Annotated in this window: 11 protein-coding genes; 6 read left to right on the forward strand and 5 right to left on the reverse strand. The window is 60.8% G+C overall.

Annotated elements, in window-relative coordinates; translation table 11 throughout:
* Window positions 1–173: 173 nt before the first annotated feature.
* Both J2Y41_RS12800 and J2Y41_RS12805 read right to left on the reverse strand, forming a co-directional pair.
* Window positions 174–596 carry an Rv3235 family protein gene (locus J2Y41_RS12800; RefSeq protein ID WP_224088081.1) on the reverse strand — a complete coding sequence of 141 codons (423 nt, stop codon included), beginning with the start codon at window positions 594–596 and terminating at the stop codon, window positions 174–176.
* A gap of 161 nt (window positions 597–757) precedes the next feature.
* A complete protein-coding gene (locus J2Y41_RS12805) occupies window positions 758–1,549 on the reverse strand; it encodes a LysM domain-containing protein (RefSeq protein ID WP_309928819.1) in 792 nt (263 codons plus the stop codon).
* A 145-nt stretch (window positions 1,550–1,694) separates the two neighbouring features.
* Between J2Y41_RS12805 and J2Y41_RS12810 the strand changes: the two genes are divergently transcribed.
* Window positions 1,695–2,264 carry a hypothetical protein gene (locus J2Y41_RS12810; RefSeq protein WP_309928822.1) on the forward strand — a complete coding sequence of 190 codons (570 nt, stop codon included), beginning with the start codon at window positions 1,695–1,697 and terminating at the stop codon, window positions 2,262–2,264.
* 30 nt (window positions 2,265–2,294) lie between these two features.
* Here the strand turns inward: J2Y41_RS12810 and J2Y41_RS12815 are convergent, their stop codons facing one another.
* Complete coding sequence (locus J2Y41_RS12815) at window positions 2,295–2,510, reverse strand: helix-turn-helix domain-containing protein (RefSeq protein WP_216924027.1); 216 nt, start codon at window positions 2,508–2,510, stop codon at window positions 2,295–2,297.
* A 156-nt stretch (window positions 2,511–2,666) separates the two neighbouring features.
* On the opposite strand from J2Y41_RS12815, the gene J2Y41_RS12820 reads away from it, so the two are divergent.
* The 4 genes from J2Y41_RS12820 to J2Y41_RS12835 are packed head-to-tail and all read left to right on the forward strand — an operon-like array spanning window position 2,667 to window position 11,028.
* Window positions 2,667–3,311 (forward strand): SAF domain-containing protein, encoded by a 645-nt coding sequence (locus J2Y41_RS12820; RefSeq protein ID WP_309928826.1) that lies wholly within the window; start codon window positions 2,667–2,669, stop codon window positions 3,309–3,311.
* Complete coding sequence (locus tag J2Y41_RS12825) at window positions 3,308–4,612, forward strand: P-loop NTPase (protein ID WP_309928829.1); 1,305 nt, start codon at window positions 3,308–3,310, stop codon at window positions 4,610–4,612. Before J2Y41_RS12820 ends, J2Y41_RS12825 begins: the two co-directional genes overlap by 4 nt.
* 57 nt (window positions 4,613–4,669) lie before the next feature.
* Window positions 4,670–9,526 carry an NAD-glutamate dehydrogenase gene (locus J2Y41_RS12830; RefSeq protein ID WP_309928832.1) on the forward strand — a complete coding sequence of 1,619 codons (4,857 nt, stop codon included), beginning with the start codon at window positions 4,670–4,672 and terminating at the stop codon, window positions 9,524–9,526.
* 32 nt (window positions 9,527–9,558) lie between these two features.
* Window positions 9,559–11,028 (forward strand): sensor histidine kinase, encoded by a 1,470-nt coding sequence (locus tag J2Y41_RS12835; RefSeq protein ID WP_224088072.1) that lies wholly within the window; start codon window positions 9,559–9,561, stop codon window positions 11,026–11,028.
* A 117-nt stretch (window positions 11,029–11,145) separates the two neighbouring features.
* Here J2Y41_RS12835 and J2Y41_RS12840 read toward each other — a convergent pair whose 3' ends face one another.
* Complete coding sequence (locus J2Y41_RS12840; protein WP_003804966.1) at window positions 11,146–11,394, reverse strand: WhiB family transcriptional regulator; 249 nt, start codon at window positions 11,392–11,394, stop codon at window positions 11,146–11,148.
* 311 nt (window positions 11,395–11,705) lie between these two features.
* Between J2Y41_RS12840 and J2Y41_RS12845 the strand changes: the two genes are divergently transcribed.
* Complete coding sequence (locus J2Y41_RS12845; protein WP_309928838.1) at window positions 11,706–12,143, forward strand: hypothetical protein; 438 nt, start codon at window positions 11,706–11,708, stop codon at window positions 12,141–12,143.
* Here J2Y41_RS12845 and J2Y41_RS12850 read toward each other — a convergent pair.
* On the reverse strand, window positions 12,140–16,327 hold the full coding sequence (locus J2Y41_RS12850; RefSeq protein ID WP_309928841.1) for an FtsK/SpoIIIE domain-containing protein: 4,188 nt from the start codon (window positions 16,325–16,327) through the stop codon (window positions 12,140–12,142). The two genes, J2Y41_RS12845 and J2Y41_RS12850, sit on opposite strands and share 4 nt — an antisense overlap.
* Window positions 16,328–16,338: the final 11 nt, after the last annotated feature.

Here is a 16,338-nt window from a genome sequence, read left to right on the forward strand (position 1 = left end):
TCCCTTATGAGAACGGACCCCGGACACAAATCCGGGGTCTTTTTTCGTAGATCCGCTGCCTCCAGGTTAAGGCAACCAGCTTGGCTTAGGGGTGCCTGGTCACGTGCGCTGAGCCAAGCGGGTGCCCAGCCAAGCGGGTGCCCAGCCAATCGGGTGCCTAGCCAATCAGGTGCTTAGCCAATCTCCAGGGCGGTGACCTGCCATGTCCCCTCGGACTGTTCCAACCTCATGGCAATAGCGCGGGAGCGCTGCTCCTCAGAGACAACGATGCTGACCTCGTAGATGGAGTCTGAAATGGCGCAAGCACGGACGGAGCGGACCATTGGGCTTCTGTGAATTTGAAGCGAGCCGCGGGTACGTGCAGCGTGTTGACGTGTCAGTGCGGCCCGATGCTGGAGCGAAAGGAAGCATGGCGCATCGAGGGATCTGGACAGCTGGAGGGCCGACCTTGTCCCGGCAAGTACCTCTACTGCAGCCTGGGCGATACTTCGTGCCACCAGCCTTACGTCAAGGGTAGAAGCGTCGGCTCCTGCATTCGTTGCGGAACGTTTGGTTCTTTGGCGGTCTGCGTGGCGGCGTGCAGTTACAGCAGTCATGGTCAATCCTCATGAGTTCACTCTGTGAGCCGTGCGCGGGCATCGCTTGGCTCAGGTTGCTACGTCTGGGATGACAATGTGACTGGTCTTACCTTTTGAACGAATGCCCCTGAGTGGGTGCCGTTCAGTTCAGTCGGATTCTTTACGGGCTGCGAAGACCCTTAGCTTGGCGTTGGGGGCTGCAGCACTTGCCCTGGGCGCAGGGTCGAAGGGTCGTCGCCAATGATCCTTCGGTTGGCTGAATACCAACTGGGCCAATGCAGGGCGATGTCAACGTCTGTCGCCAAGGGTCCAAGGCTGGCTGCGGCAATGGACCACAACGTGTCACCCGGTTTGACGACAATGCCGGCCTCAGCGGGGTGTTCAAACGTCATCCCCCGAGAGCCCGGACGCGACAGGATGCCGGGTTCAACTATTGGAGGACGTGGCTGCCAGGCGGGCCCTGGCCTTGCCTCATGGCTTTCTTCGGTGGTTCGCGCTGGAACCATTTCCACAGCGGGCACGGGTCGTTGTGTGCCAGCTGATGGATGCCACGCTGCCATGGATGTGCCGCCACTGGAGGTGGCTTGCCATTGAGGTTCCGGCACTGCGGCTGCCTGTGCCGCCTGAACTCCGAGGAAATTCAGGCTTAGAAGGGCACATGCCAGCCTCAGCATGAAGGCAGGACTGAACTTGGCGATGGCGTTGGCGCTGCCGCTCCTTCCCGTGCCATGCAGAACTGCGGCCCAAGCTGCGAGCCCAAGTGAGAGGATCCACCAGGACACAATGGCAATTCCCGCGGCGCTGGATGCAAGGGCGAGGAGGTGCTCGAACGTACTTCTCTGTCCGTGGGCCACATCCATCTGCCACTGCCCCAAGAGGGTTTGCCCAACGATTACCAGCAAAAGTCCCAGCGCGAGGAGCACGCTAGCCAAGGCGGCGTCGTGGCGGATCCTTGGTGGATCGCTGCTCATTCTTACCCTTTCGGCTCTTTAGTGCAGTTTGATGTCATTTGGTGCTGTTTGCCAATTCTCAGCACAGTCGAAGGACTTTGTCCAATCATGACGGGAAAATCCGATTGCGGTTGGAGCCACGCGCTACGGGTCCTATTGTGACCATATGAGATGGGACTCTCTCTTTGAAGATCTGGAAGCGCAGTTTTCTGCTGAGCGCACCTTGGCCCGTGAATCGGAAATATCCGAGCGCGTGCGGGTCGAGCTCGCCGGTTTGGACCTTGCGGACAGGCTTCGGGGAGTCGCCGGAGCTGAGCTCGCATTGGTACTGGGCAGCGGCATTTCCCTCCGGGGAACCCTGGGCCACATCGGTGGGGACTGGTTCGTATTGAACGACAACGGACGGCAATGGCTCATTCCATGCGCATCGGTAAGTCATTACGACGGACTCGGAAGATTGGCTAGAAAACCCGTCTCCCAGGTCCAAAGTTCGATTAGTCTTGCCAGCGCCCTCCGGGGGCTCTCCCGAGACAGGGCGCCGGTGACAGTGGTGCTGGCCGCCGGTCCGGCGGGAGACCACAGGCTCCATGGTGTCATCGACAGGGTCGGACGGGACCATTTCGATTTTGCCGATACACGGGGCGAGGTACGGCGGGGCGGTGCTGTGGCTGCCGTGAGGACTATTCCCTTCACATCACTTGCGGCCCTGTGCTCAAGCGGGAACCAAGGACTCTAGCCGTTCATAGGCGTGTTTGGCGCCTCCACGCTAGCTCGACTTGGACTTGGCCTCTTCAATCATGCGGCTGGCCTCGGCATACCGCTCCTCGATGTATTGCTCCAACATCTTTTCCTCGATGCGCCATTGTCCGCGCCCTCCGACCTGTATGGCTTTCAGCTCACCGCTGCGTACCAGGGCGTAGGCCTGCGGCGAATTTATCTGGAGTTGTTCGGCGACGTCCGCCAGAGTCAGGAATCGGGGCATGCGACTATTTTGGCATCTGTTGGCACCGTTTGGCACAGTTATCCACAATTTCCCATGATTTGGCGTTCTTGACTTTGGCTTCCGACGCGTCACGGCAACAATGAAGAGGCGGCGCGGACAACCATGCCATGAAACTTCAATGGGGGAGCAGGAAGAATGGATCCGAGTACAGGCGGGGCCGGCAACAGGTTGAAGAAGCCATCCTGGAAGGATCCACGGCTACTGGTGGGAGTGCTGCTCATGCTTGTATCCGTCGCCGGAGTCATCTCTGTTGTTAGCACCGCTGATCGGACCACGCAGGTTTATGCCGCACGGGAGGGCATTGCCGTTGGCCAAACCGTGGGGCCGGGGGATCTAACCATCGTCCAGGTTCGCTTGGACGACGTCGAGTCCGCCTACGTTACCGTGGAGGGCGGAATTGCCCAGGGCAAGGTGGCGCTGCAGAGAATTGAGAAGGGCCAACTCGTTCCACAGAAGAGCCTCGGGCAGGCTGACGGCCTGAACCGCAAGCCTGTTGCCATATCAATGGATGAGTCACTTCCAGCGCAGGCAGTTCCCGGGGCGAAGGTGGACGTCTGGGTGGCCATGCCTGGCTCGCAAAACGCTCTTGAAGAACCACAGCTATTGCTGCCTGGTGCCGAAATCGCAGAGGTAACAGCGGGTTCCGGTGCCCTAGGAGCCTCAAAAACAACGGTCGTGCTCGTGCTGGTTACGGACAAACAGATGCCGAAGCTGCTGGGTGCAAAGGCAAACGCCGCCAAGGTATCTGTAGTTTGGAACCCCGCGGGCGTCAGTCAATGAGCATCCCTGTCATAACTGTTGGCCAGGCACAGGAAGCGGTGGTTGGCGGGCTGGAGCGATTGCATGGCCCCGTGACGGTGGTCCGCCGGTGTTCAGAGCTTGCGGAGTTGATGGCTGCCTGCCAAAGCGGCCTTGCCCTGGCGGCAGTCGTCGCGGAAGGCTGCGAAGAACTAACCGCTACATTGGTGGATCGGCTGGCTGCCGTGGGTGTGTCCATTCTCGCCTTGACTGTGGACCCGGTGGAGATCTCGAGGCTCACTGCCATTGGTGTAGTAACTGCGTCCACCGATATTGAGCCCGCTGCCCTTGCCGTGAGGATTTCCGATGCAGTGGGTCGCCACGGTGGGCCGCTCCGCGCCCGCAAATTTCCCGACGCCGGCTTCGCAGACTCATCTGCGGGATTCCAGTTGGCGCCGGAACCGCGCGAAACCGAAGCGGCCGGATCGGGGAGGGTAATAGCAGTGTGGGGCCCAACTGGCGCCCCGGGAAGAACCCTGGTTGCAGTAAACATGGCTGCCGAGTTGGCGGCCGAAGGCAAGTCCGTGATTCTTGTGGATGCTGACAGCTACGGTGCGAGCGTGTCGGCCATGCTGGGGCTGTTGGAGGAGTCGGCCGGACTCGCCCAGGCCTGCAGGCTCGCTGACCAAGGATTACTGGATTCGGATGCACTGGACCGGGCTGCTACGCCTGTCTTCACCAAGAGCGGTGGATTTCGAGTACTCACTGGAACCACAAGGGCGGACCGCTGGACTGAACTGAGGGCCTCTGCACTTTCGCTTGTCCTTGAAAGGGCCAAGCAGGTTGCCGAGGTAGTTGTCGTGGACACCGGCTTCTGCCTGGAGGCAGATGAGGAATTGAGCTTTGACACGATGGCGCCACGCCGCAATGGCGCTACCTTACGCAGTTTGGAGCTGGCGGACGAGGTTTTTGCCGTGGGGGCTGCCGACGCGATCGGCGTTCCGCGGTTGGTCCGTGGCCTGGCCGAGCTCGAAGCTGCGGTTCCGCACGCAACACCACGCGTGCTCCTCAACAAAGTTAAGCGGGCGTCGGCGGGCCGTTCGCCCAGGCAGCAATTATCCGAGGCATGGGAGCGCTTCGGCCCTGGGCATGGCATTGATGCCTACTTACCTGCAGACGCGGAAGCGTGCGATGCTGCCCTATTGTCGGGGTCTGTCCTGTTGGAATCATCGCCCGACTCTCCCTTGCGAAAAGCCATTGCGGGGCTGGTCTGTGCACCTATCCAGCAAAATCGCAAATCCCTTGGCCGATCTACCAGAGCCTTCGGCCTGCTTAAGCGCTAGGCTCGCCATGTGGGCTGCAGAGTCGCAGCAATCAACATGTGATGGAGGCGTTTGTAGATGTCGTCAGGATCCAGCGTGGAGGATCGGTCCGATGCAGCAGTTGTCCGTGAGGGTTTCTTCGGTGACTACTATGAGCACCTCGCAGAGGAGGATTCACGGGCGTATGCGCCCGAGCTGCTGATTGCACGGGCAAGCACTCACAGGAAAGTTGCGCAGTCCCGGCGACCTGGAAATGCCATTGTGGAAATCGGCGTCGAGGCTGACCGAAACGTTGTCTACATCGCTACTGACGACATGCCGTTCCTGGTTGATTCCGTCAACGCCGAACTCGTTCGCCAAAACTGCGCCATCCGGCTGGTTATGCACCCGCTTTTCGTGGTTACCCGCGACAGGGTCACGGGCGAACTCAGCAGCGTTTCCAGGGTCCCGTCAAATATCGGCATTTCCAGTGGCGACACTGCGGCACTGCCCAGCGTCGCCCACCTGCTCGGCGACAACGACAACTCGTCGCACATGGAGTCTTGGATCGCCGTCGAAATTGACCGCGTAAGCGAGGAAGCCCGCGCAGAATTGGTTGCCGGCCTCCAACGCGTCCTCGGGGATGTCCGCGCCGCCGTTGAAGACTGGCCGAAAATGCGTAGCAAGGCACTCGAACTGGCAGAAGCGCTGGGAAGCGTCTCCCACCCCGAGCAAATTGCCGAACTCAGGCAGGCGCAGGACCTTTTGCGCTGGCTGGATGACGGCAACTTCACCTTCCTCGGATACCGCGAATACGACCTCGTGAACGAAGACGGCGAGGACGTCCTGGAACTTCGTGAGGACAGCGGACTTGGCTTGCTCCGTGCTGGCGACAACACCCGACAGATCCAGCACCTCACCGACGCCGGCCGCAAGCGTGCCCGTGAAAAGCGGGCACTGGTGATCACAAAGGCCAACTCCCGCTCAACCGTCCACCGTCCTGCGTACCTGGACTACATCGGAGTCAAGAGCTTCGACGCTGCCGGAAACGTCAATGGTGAGCGGCGCTTTATCGGGCTTTTCGCCACAAGTGCCTACACCGGATCGGTCCGCAACATTCCCATTGTCCGGGACAAAGTCGATGCAGTGTTGCGCAACGCAGGCTTCCCAATGGATTCACACTCGGGCAAGGACCTCCTGGGCATCCTGGAAACATACCCCCGCGACGAACTGTTCCAGATCGAAATCCCGGACCTTGCGGCCACGGCCACTGGCATCCAGCGACTCCAGGAACGGCGCCGGACCAAGCTTTTCCTGCGCCCCGACATTTACGGACGTTTCATGTCCGCGGTGGTCTACCTGCCGCGTGACCGGTACACCACGAGCGTCAGGCTCCGTATTGAGCAGGAACTACGCGAGACCTTCCAAGCTGAGAGCATTGACTACGAAGCGAGGATCACGGAGTCGGCCCTTGCGCGCGTCTTCTTCAGGATCAGGCTGCCACGCACCGCGGAACTTGCCGATGTCAACGTGGAAGAACTCGAACACCGGCTGATGCGTGCCTCAAGGTCCTGGAGCGAAGGCATCGCCGAGGTACTTCGTGAGAACCGTCCCGCAGAGAGCGCTGAAGTACTGTCCGCCCTGTGGGCTGAGGCATTCCCTCCCGGTTACCGCGTGGACTACGAGGTTGAAGATGCGCTGGAGGACATCGAACGCTTTGAAAAGTATGGAGCCCAGGCCGAACGGGCAGGGGAAGCGAGCAAGGAACTGCGCCCCGGCGTCCACGTGTACCTTCCTGAAGGCGCCGGTGATGCATTGGAGGAGGATGCACGGGTCAAGCTCTACTTGATGGAGCCCAAGAGCCTGAGCCAGATCCTTCCTTACTTCCACAACCTTGGCCTCGAAGTCCTGGACGAACGGCCCTTCGAAATCGAAACCGCGGATCACCGCGACTTTTTCCTGTATGACCTTGGGCTGAAGTATCCGGCTGGCATAGACCCGCTCGCCACCGGAGATCTCCTGGCTGACTCGTTTGGTGCTGCGGTCACAGGGGCAGTCGAGTCTGACAACTTTGACCGCCTGGTGCTTCGTGAAGGCATGCACTGGCGCCAGGTAGTGGTCCTCCGGGCCTACGCCAAGTACATGCGCCAGATGGGCAATACCAACTCCTTTGGGTTCATCGCCGATACGCTCTTGGCCAATCCGGACGTTGCGCGGGGTCTGACGGTCTTGTTTGCCGCCCGCTTTGATCCCAGCGTCGAGGAAAGCAAGCGTCCCCAGCAGCAAGGTGCCGCAAGAGCTGCCCTGGCAGAAGCTATCGAGCAAGTCGCTACCTTGGACGCGGACCGCGTGCTTCGTACCTTCGTCAACCTCATTGAGTCGACGTTGCGCACCAACTTCTTCCAAAACAAGGGCTACCTGAGCTTCAAGCTGGATCCCACCACCATCGATGGCCTGCCGTTCCCGCGCCCCATGTTCGAAATCTGGGTTTACTCTCCGCGGGTGGAGGGCGTCCACCTCCGCTTTGGCAAGGTGGCCCGTGGTGGTCTTCGCTGGTCCGACCGCAGGGAGGATTTCCGTACTGAAATCCTGGGCCTGGTGAAGGCGCAGACCGTGAAGAACGCGGTCATCGTACCGACCGGCGCCAAGGGCGGCTTCTTCGCGAAGCAGCTGCCCAATCCCGCAGTTGACCGCGCCGCCTGGATGGCCGAAGGGGTGGAAAGCTATAAGACCTTCATCCGCGGCTTGTTGGACATCACTGACAACCTCGTAACTACAGTCGAGGGCGAACGGCTTGTCCCGCCGTCGGACGTTGTCCGCCACGACGGCGACGATTCCTATCTGGTGGTTGCAGCCGATAAGGGAACCGCAACGTTCTCAGACACAGCCAACGGATTGGCTGCCGAATATGGATTCTGGCTTGGCGATGCCTTCGCGTCAGGCGGATCCGTGGGCTATGACCACAAGGCCATGGGTATCACCGCCCGCGGCGCTTGGGAGTCCGTGAAGAGGCACTTTAGCGAACTCGACCTCGATACCCAGACCGAAGAGTTCAGCGTCGTCGGCGTGGGCGACATGTCAGGTGACGTTTTCGGCAACGGCATGTTGCTTTCGCGTCATATCCGGCTTGTGGCGGCATTTGACCACCGTCACATCTTCCTGGACCCCAACCCGGACACGGCCGCATCGTACGCGGAGAGGCAGAGGCTTTTTGAGCTCCCGCGGTCTTCGTGGGATGACTATGACCGGACCCTCATCAGCGAAGGGGGCGGCGTCTACCCGCGCCAAGCCAAGACGATCCCTGTGTCAGACCAAGTACGAAAGTCCCTGGGGTTGCCGGATGGGACCACCCAGCTGAGCCCTCCCGAATTGCTTCGGGCAATCCTGCTTGCCCCGGCGGACCTTCTGTACAACGGTGGCATCGGCACTTACGTCAAGGCCAGCACTGAGACACATGCTGCTGTAGGTGACAAAGCCAATGACGCCATCCGTGTGGACGGTAAGGACCTGCGCGTCAAGGTGGTCGGCGAAGGCGGCAACCTCGGGTTGACGCAACGTGGACGTATTGAAGCCGCATTGCAGGGTGTCATCCTTAATACGGACGCGATTGATAACTCGGCGGGCGTTGACTGCTCCGACCACGAGGTCAATATTAAGATCTTCGTTGACCGCATGGTGGCGGCCGGGAAGCTTGAGTCCACAGAACGCGCAGCGTTCCTGGCTGACATGACCGAGGAAGTCGGCCGCCTGGTCCTGCAGGACAACATCGACCAAAACATCCTGCTCCTTAACGACAGGACCCGCGTTGCGGACTGGAGCCCCAGCTACGAGCGTCTGATGGACTGGCTGGAAAAATCAGCCGACCTCAAGCGTGACCTGGAGGCACTGCCCAGCACCGAGACACTGCGTCAGCGCCTGGAACAGGGACAGGGACTAACGTCTCCGGAGCTGTCCGTCCTGGCCGCCTACGCGAAGATCGAGTTGGCGGCTGCCCTCCGGGACAGCAACCTGGCCGACGACCCTTGGTTCAAGGACACGATCCGCGCCTACTTCCCGAAGCAGTTGCGGGAGAGGTTCGACGCCGAACTGGACACCCACCCGCTGCGGCGCGAAATCATCGCTACGGTGGTGGCCAACGACATCATCAACCTCGGTGGCATCACCTTCGCCTTCCGGGCGATCGAAGAAACCTCTGCCAACGAGGTAGCGGTAGCCAAAGCATTCGTGGCACTGCGTGAAATCTACGATCTCGATCCGATGGTTGAGGAATTGAATGCCCTTCCGGCGTCGTTCCCCACCGAGCATTGGAGCGAAATCCATCTGGATGTCCGCCGGCTCCTGGACCGTGCCGTCCGATGGGTGCTCGGGCAGGGCATGGCGTCCCGGCCGATTGCCGACGTCGTGAAGTCGTTCAAGCCGATGATGGTGCCGCTTCGGGCCAAATTGCTGGACTACCTGCGTGGCGATGACAAAGTTCGAATCAGCGGCTGGCTGGAGAAGGCCCGTGGCTGGGAGTTGCCGGATCACCTGGCCCACAGGTGGGCGGAGCTGTTCGAGAGCTATGCCTTGCTGGACATCGCAAGGATTGCCCAGACCGGGACCAACAGCGTCGAGGAAGTGGCGCACGTCTACTACACGGTGTTCAACCGCTTCCACGTGGACTCGCTGCTGGAACGGATCAGCGCCCTGCCCCGCGACGACCGCTGGCAGGCACTTGCCCGTGCCGCGCTCCGGGACGATCTCTACTCAACCGTCGCAGATATGACGACGTCGGTTCTTGAGTCGAGCACGCCCGGCACCCCGGCCGAAGATCGCCTGAGGACGTGGGAAGGCCTGAATGCCGAACAACTTGGACGGGCGAAGACCATGTTTGATGAGGTCAATTCCCTCGAAGCCGATGACATGGCTTCACTATCGGTAGCATTAAGGCTCTTGAGGTCAATCGTTCGACGCTAGGGGCTGGTCCCCGCGTCGCAAATGGAGGTGCAGTGGCAATCTTTACAGACCCCATCAGGGAACACGCTGATTTCGGGCCTGGAGATGCTGAATGGCTGCACCTCCTGGTAGGCGATTGGCAAATGGTCGCCGACCTGGCGTTTGCAGACCTCGCCTTGTGGTTTCCACATCCGGAGTTTGGGTACATCGCCCTCGCCCACGTACGTCCGTCAACATCGCATACGGTGTTTCACGCGGACTTCGTGGGTGAGGGCATCCGCTCGGATCTTCGTCCACTCGTGGAAAAGGCCTGGAACAGCCGCTCCATTGAGCGCTCCAGTGAGACGAGCTGGAGCAGCGAAATGGCGCTGCGTGTCGAAGCCGTGCCGATGGTGCGCAACGGCAGGACTCTCGCTGTTGTCACATCCCATATGGATCTTTCCAGTTCCCGTATGCCGTCCAGGCTGGAACTCACGTACCGGCAATGCGCCTACGACCTCCTTCGCATGGGAACTCTGGGGTTGTGGCCGGATTTCGCATCGCCAACCGGATCACGCAGAGGTGCCCCGCGTGTGGGGGACGGACTCATCCGGCTCGACGCTGAAGGCATTGTGCAGTATGCAAGTCCCAACGGCGTATCTGCTTTCCGGCGGCTGGGCGAGGTTGAGTCCCTGGAAGGACGTTCCCTCGCTGAAGTGACGGCGGGATTGCTGAAGGATCGGCGCATGGTGGACGAGACGCTGCCGTTGGTTGTCACTGGCCGAATGCCATGGCGCAGCGAGATTGAGTCCAGGGGGGTTAGCCTGTCCCTGCGTGCCATTCCTTTGCGCGACGAGCAACATCGCTTTGGCGCCCTCGTTTTGTGCCGCGACGTGTCCGAGTTGAGGCGCCGCGAAATGGAGCTGGTCACCAAGGACGCGACGATCCGCGAGATCCACCACCGAGTCAAGAACAACCTCCAGACCGTTGCCGCCCTGCTGCGTATGCAGTCCCGACGGATGGTCAGCGACGAAGCAAAACAGGGACTGGAACAGGCCATGCGTCGCGTGGCCACCATCGCGCTTGTTCACGAGACCCTGTCCCAGGGCCTGACTCAAAGCGTCGACTTCGATGAACTCATTGGCCGCCAGTTTAGGCTTTCTGCCGAAGTCGCTTCACCTTCCCAGCAAGTACGCACCGAAAGATCCGGGATGTTCGGTGAACTCCCCAGCGATTTCGCAACGCCCCTGGCCCTCGTCATCAACGAACTGGTCACGAATGCTGTTGAGCACGGTTTGGAGGGGCGCACGGGAACCGTTTGGTTGCTCGCTGACCGTGCAGCGGGAGACGGAAATGACGAGTTCCTGACAGTAACTATTGCCGATGATGGTGTTGGGTTGCCGGACGGGCAATACACGGAAGGCCTGGGTCTGCAGATCGTGCGTACTCTGGTCACAAGTGAGCTTGGCGGATCCATTCATTGGAGCCCCAGGGAGGGCGGCGGGACCGCCGTCGAAATTGTCCTGAACCTCGCGCGCGCTTAGCGCCTTCCGGAGGTGGAGGGGTTTAGCAGGCAGCTGTCTTAAACGCGGAAGGCCGCGGACCAGGTGGTCCGCGGCCTTCCGCGTTGGTGCTTGTACTGCCTGCTGGGAAGCGAGCTGCTAAGAAGCGCGCCGGGCCCGTGCTGCGCGACGCTTGAGTGCACGGCGTTCGTCCTCGCTCATGCCACCCCAGACGCCTGCATCCTGGCCGGACTCCAGAGCCCATTGAAGGCAAGTGTCCACGACCGGGCACCGGCGGCAAACGCTTTTTGCTTCCTCAATCTGCAGAAGTGCTGGTCCCGTGTTGCCGACTGGGAAAAAGAGCTCCGGGTCCTTGTCGAGGCAGGCTGCGCGATTACGCCAATCCATGCTGATCAGTCACTCCATTCGTGAGAACTAGTTTGAGCCTTTTGTGAAAACATTCACGAGAGGCTCCAAAGGAAAGGGGCCCGCATGGGCCCCCTTGGTCGTCTGAGTCAAGCGTTTCATGTTAACGCCTTGTAAACAAGGGGTATTAGTCGTTGAAATGCCCTGAATCCGTGAGCGATGCATCACATCAGCCGCCAGTGCCCTCACTGCTAGATGACTATGTCCGGTAGGGTGCCAGTGTGTCAAGACCTCCTGTTAACCCGGCCCAACCAAACTCTGGATCAGATGGAAACAACGGTCCAGTTAGACCTGTGCCTGAGGGACCCATAACTCAGGGACTGGAATCCGGAGGCAAGAAACCTCCTGGAATCCTGGTTATTTCCATCGTTGTCGTGTTCGAAGCACTGGCCCTCCTTGGTGCTGCGGCTTGGTACGCCTTCGAGCTGTTGACCGGAGCCCCTGTCCTGACGTTTTGGGGAGCGGTCTTTACGCTGGGCCTCCTATTGGCCTTCTCGGCCTGGCTGTTCGCAGTGGGCCATTTCCTGTTCCGCGGTTACCGATGGACCCGAGCGGCCGCCTTGGTGGCTCAGTTGTTCGTCCTTACCATCGGTTTCCCAACCATGACCGGCGGCTTGATTCTGCCGGGATTGGCCATGATTTTGCCTGCGCTGGCGGCGATCGTGTTTCTCTTCCAAAAGCGTGTCATCGCATATGCGTCGCGAGCGGGAGGGACGCAGGGCGCGCTCTAGCGAATGCCGCCCTGATTTTCGATGCTCCTGATGTGCGTCATGGAGTCGGTGATGAACGCCACCTGCACTTGGACCGCGCGGTTTCCCCGGACGATCACGCCCCGACCGGCACGCGGCGGGTTTTCTATTTCCAGCCTCACGCCGAGGATGTCGCCGTCCAGGGGAGTCCTCGGAGCCAGAATCAGGCCCTTGCCATTGGCTTGGACCTCTGCAGCTAGTGGCAAGCGCTGAAGCAATGCTGGACCTGTCGTGGCAGTCATGATCATTCCTCGTGTCCGGCCAGCCAGAGCGGCGAGAGCTGCGCGCCCCTCCGGATCCAGGAGATCGGCGTCATCGACACAGAGGATGCTCGCAGGATCCAGCGACCCAGTGGTGGCAGAACGGGCCACGCTTGCCCAGAAAGCACCCGTGGTAGTTCCAGCTGCCGGGAAGATCCACGGAACCTGGGAATTAAGGGCCATCAGGGATGTCAGCACCGAAGTCTTGCCGGAGCCATGACCTCCAATAATGATGCTGACACCACGCCGCCCAAGGGGAAATGACACGGGAACCGATTCGTCGCCCCCAAGGCCGATCCACAAGGGAATGGAGTCCGGCGATGTCGCGCAGTCCTCGTCTTCACGTGCAATGCGGTTGCTGCCAGACTGCGCCGATCCCGGGGATCGCCCCGATGGTCCTGGGACAGCTGCCATCGCGGCAACGAAAGCAGACGTGCTGAGGTATTCGGGGAGGGGCCGGACCCGGAAGGGTGGTTCCGATGAAGGTTGAAGATCAACGAACGGCCAGTCATTCCTGCTTGGTTCAGTGCGGATGGGTGCAGTGCGGAAATGAACCACCGTGGTTGCGCCCTGAACAAATCCACCCATGGCAACAGCGCGCCCTGGGACAGACTCGACTTCGGGAAGGCGTGGCCAGTGATAGCGCGATTCTTCCGTGGCGCCCGTTGGGAAAAATGCCCGGTTTGGGATTGCGGCGAAAAATCGTGAGCTGACGAGTTCGCGTTCGCCGGAGATCAGGACTGTGATGCCAAGGGGTGTCCCGTCCCGGACGATGTCCCTCAAGAGATCCTCGGCCCACGCGAAACGCCCTGATCGGAGCGCTGCGGCCCATGAGCAAAAGCCCGTAACCACCAGGACCAAGCGGGGCCGTGTGGACACATCCTCGCCCGCCCCGCGTCGACGTGCCATTTCTTCAGCGAGCCGCTCAAGGACCCGTACCGCCAATGCCAGCTGATGCAGGCCCAGTGTGGCGCCATAGCTGCCGTCTGGACGGAGCTTTCCCAGCATTCCAACTGAATCCAGGATGTACAGATGAGGTGGGATTCCATGTGCTGCCAGCATCGCCGATGCAGCCTTGAAGCATTCGTGCATTCCACTGGAACTGCTGCCGATCATGGCGAAATGACCATGGTCGGAAGGCGACCATTGCAGGGCCTCCACTGACTGCTGTTCCGGTCTGTCCACGATCCCCAATGGACCTACGGGGGTCATGGACCCGTCCGGTGCGTCTTCAACGTCCTTGCCCGCCATACCGAAAGCGGACAGATCTTCATTCCACCCAATGGACACCGGCAAAGGTGGGGCTACAGGTTGCCTGGGGTCAGCCCGCTCCAGGGAGCGCCAGGCGGTTCGGGTTGCCGAGACCACCGCTTCGGCCCTTGTTTCCGACTGTGCCGTGGACTTCCCGATCATTGGCTGTTTGTCCTGCGGAGAGTGCAAGGCCCCAACGGCCGACTGAACGATTGCTGCCTCCGGGGCCCGGCTGACGGTGGCTGGCACAGCAAGGGACGCCGTCTGGAATTCCTCTGGATTGCCGGTGGCCCTTACAAGATACGCCCGCCCGGGAACGCCGACGCCGATGGATGCAGCGGCTTTGGAATTGATGATGTCCATTGATTCTGCATCCGACTGAACACGCAGTGCGATGCTTGAAGTGACGTTGGCGCGGATGTCGGCGGTCAGCGCACCTTGTGGCCTTTGTGTGGCCATGACCAGGTGAATGCCGAGGGACCGTCCAATGGCGGCAACGCGCATCAGCTCACGAAGGGCTCCGGGGGCTTCGTCGACCAACATTCGGAACTCATCCACGACAAGGACCAGGTGGGGGATCGCCGCTCCTGTAGCTGCAGCTGAACGTTGGTATGCAGCCAAGTCTGAAGTCCCAGCGTCCGCGAACAACTCCTCGCGACGGCGGATCTCGCCCCGCAGGGAAGTAAGCACGCGGTCAAGATGATGACTTCCAAGGTCAGTAAGAAGGCCCACGCAGTGCGGAAGCCCACGTAAAGGGCGTAGTCCGGAGCCGCCCTTGAAATCGACAAACAGGAATGTCACCTGGTCTGGCGAGTGATTCAGGGCCATGGATGCCACTATCGTCCGCAGGAGTTCCGATTTCCCGGAGCCGGTGGTTCCGGCAACCAGGAGATGGGGTCCATCAATATGGAAGTTAAACGTCAAGGGGCCGTCTTGGCCCTGCCCCAGAATTGCCTGGAGCTCGTTTGGCCCGTTCCCGCCAACCCATCGCCGGAGAATGCCTCGAGGTCCGCCTGGAAGCAGGTCGTTCAAAGAGCATGATTCTGGAATGGCGTCCTCGGCAGGGCCTTCCCGGTGCGGGATGGACGCCATTGTGCGGCAGAACTGTTCGAAGGCCTTCAGTGGAACCAAGTCCGGGATGAACTCCTGCAGGCCACCGGGGACCTTTAGATTGGCGGATGTGCCAGACTGTCCTATCTCAATAGCCACACCGTTGGGTCCGGGGTAGTGGCCGGAATGCCGCAACACCTGCCATGAAGCCTCCAAGGCGGCATCCAGGAGTTTGGTATTGCACTCATCTCCGCCCGGCGAGTCATTGAGAACTATGAGCCTGCCATTGTTGTTTCCCTTCGACCTTCGTAGAGCTGCCGTCGCGGCCGCATCATTTGTGGCAAGAGTCAGGTGCGGGAGGAACCGGGCGCTGAGAGGCAGGCGCCCTATCGGTCCCAAAAGAATAATCGGTGTGGCCGACGATCCTGGGAAACTTGACAGTTGCATGATGACGAAGCGGATCAGAGCATCGACGTGCTCGGCCTGGCCGTGCAACGCAACAGTCGCGGGGTGCACGCCCAGCGTTACTGGCATGGCGCCGATTGCCGGTGGACAGAAATGGGGATCTGCGGGGACGAGCCGCACATTGGCCAGGGTGGGCGCCGTACCTAGCCGGACGCACGTTCCCGAGCCGGTGGCCGTACGTGGTGATGACGCATCGGGCGATCCCGCCACAGGACCGGGCAATGTTGGCGGTGCCGGAGGGTTCAGGACCAAGCCTGCCGCCGGGGCCATGGTGGCAACGATGATCTCTGCAGCAGACGGCGAACATCGGCGGCGGCGTTGGGCGTCCTGCAGGGCCGCCGTTGCGACGGCAAGCCTGAACTCCCGGCGTCCCTTCCTCCCGGTGATTATCGGAACAAGGAGGCCCAGCGCGGAAACGGCCGTAAAGCCAAGGAACATCCACATTCCCGTTGCAAGTGCAAGACCAACGCCTGCTACCAACGGGAGCCCCGCCGCAACGGCAACCGGCCATCGGTTCAAGGAGCCCGTCTGACGCTGGACTTCAAGGGGCAATTCAACGGAACGGCCGGCGTCGGCGTGAATCCCGGGAGTGGAGCTGTTTGGCGTAACGATAGTGAAGGTTGTATTGCCGCAGCGAATTTCCGAAGACGACGTCACCGTCTTTTCACGGACACGCTCCCCATCAACAAGTACCGAGTTCCGGCTGCCCGTGTCCGTGACGCTCAATGCGGTGCTGGACACCTCCAGCACGGCGTGCTCGCGGGACATGCCTGGATCAGGGATGCGAATGTCGACATCGCCGCGGCCAATGTGGTGGTGACCGCGCTGGAGTGCAAAGACTGAGCCCGCCCCCGGCCCGGTATGGGACAGGAGCAGGAGCGGCGTTGCCGGGGAGTCTGACTTTTCAATGGGACAGTGTCCGTCCACCAGTACGGCCCCGGCCACGAGTGGCGGGTGTCCGACAGTCAGGGCGGACAGGTCTTCCCCTGCCACTGAGAGCGGACCGACCCCCCGCGCCTCCTGCAATTGCCGCTGGAGTTCCAAGCCCGGCATTCCACCGAAAGCGATGATTGTCAGTTCTTCCGGTGGTTGCGGTGATGCGGCATTCGGGCCACGAACCAGTGTGCACTCAAAGATCATTTGCCCATTCC

This window comes from Arthrobacter sp. 1088 (genome assembly GCF_031455315.1).
Taxonomy (GTDB): Bacteria; Actinomycetota; Actinomycetes; order Actinomycetales; family Micrococcaceae; genus Arthrobacter.

Excerpts from the sequence above, each read along its gene's own strand:
- J2Y41_RS12840 (WP_003804966.1), bottom strand. The coding sequence starts at position 11,394 with ATGGATTGGCGTAATCGCGCAGCCTGCCTCGACAAGGACCCGGAGCTC.
- J2Y41_RS12800 (WP_224088081.1), bottom strand. The coding sequence starts at position 596 with ATGACTGCTGTAACTGCACGCCGCCACGCAGACCGCCAAAGAACCAAA.
- J2Y41_RS12805 (WP_309928819.1), bottom strand. The coding sequence starts at position 1,549 with ATGAGCAGCGATCCACCAAGGATCCGCCACGACGCCGCCTTGGCTAGC.
- J2Y41_RS12810 (WP_309928822.1), top strand. The coding sequence starts at position 1,695 with ATGAGATGGGACTCTCTCTTTGAAGATCTGGAAGCGCAGTTTTCTGCT.
- J2Y41_RS12850 (WP_309928841.1), bottom strand. The coding sequence starts at position 16,327 with ATGATCTTTGAGTGCACACTGGTTCGTGGCCCGAATGCCGCATCACCG.
- J2Y41_RS12830 (WP_309928832.1), top strand. The coding sequence starts at position 4,670 with ATGTCGTCAGGATCCAGCGTGGAGGATCGGTCCGATGCAGCAGTTGTC.
- J2Y41_RS12815 (WP_216924027.1), bottom strand. The coding sequence starts at position 2,510 with ATGCCCCGATTCCTGACTCTGGCGGACGTCGCCGAACAACTCCAGATA.
- J2Y41_RS12820 (WP_309928826.1), top strand. The coding sequence starts at position 2,667 with ATGGATCCGAGTACAGGCGGGGCCGGCAACAGGTTGAAGAAGCCATCC.
- J2Y41_RS12825 (WP_309928829.1), top strand. The coding sequence starts at position 3,308 with ATGAGCATCCCTGTCATAACTGTTGGCCAGGCACAGGAAGCGGTGGTT.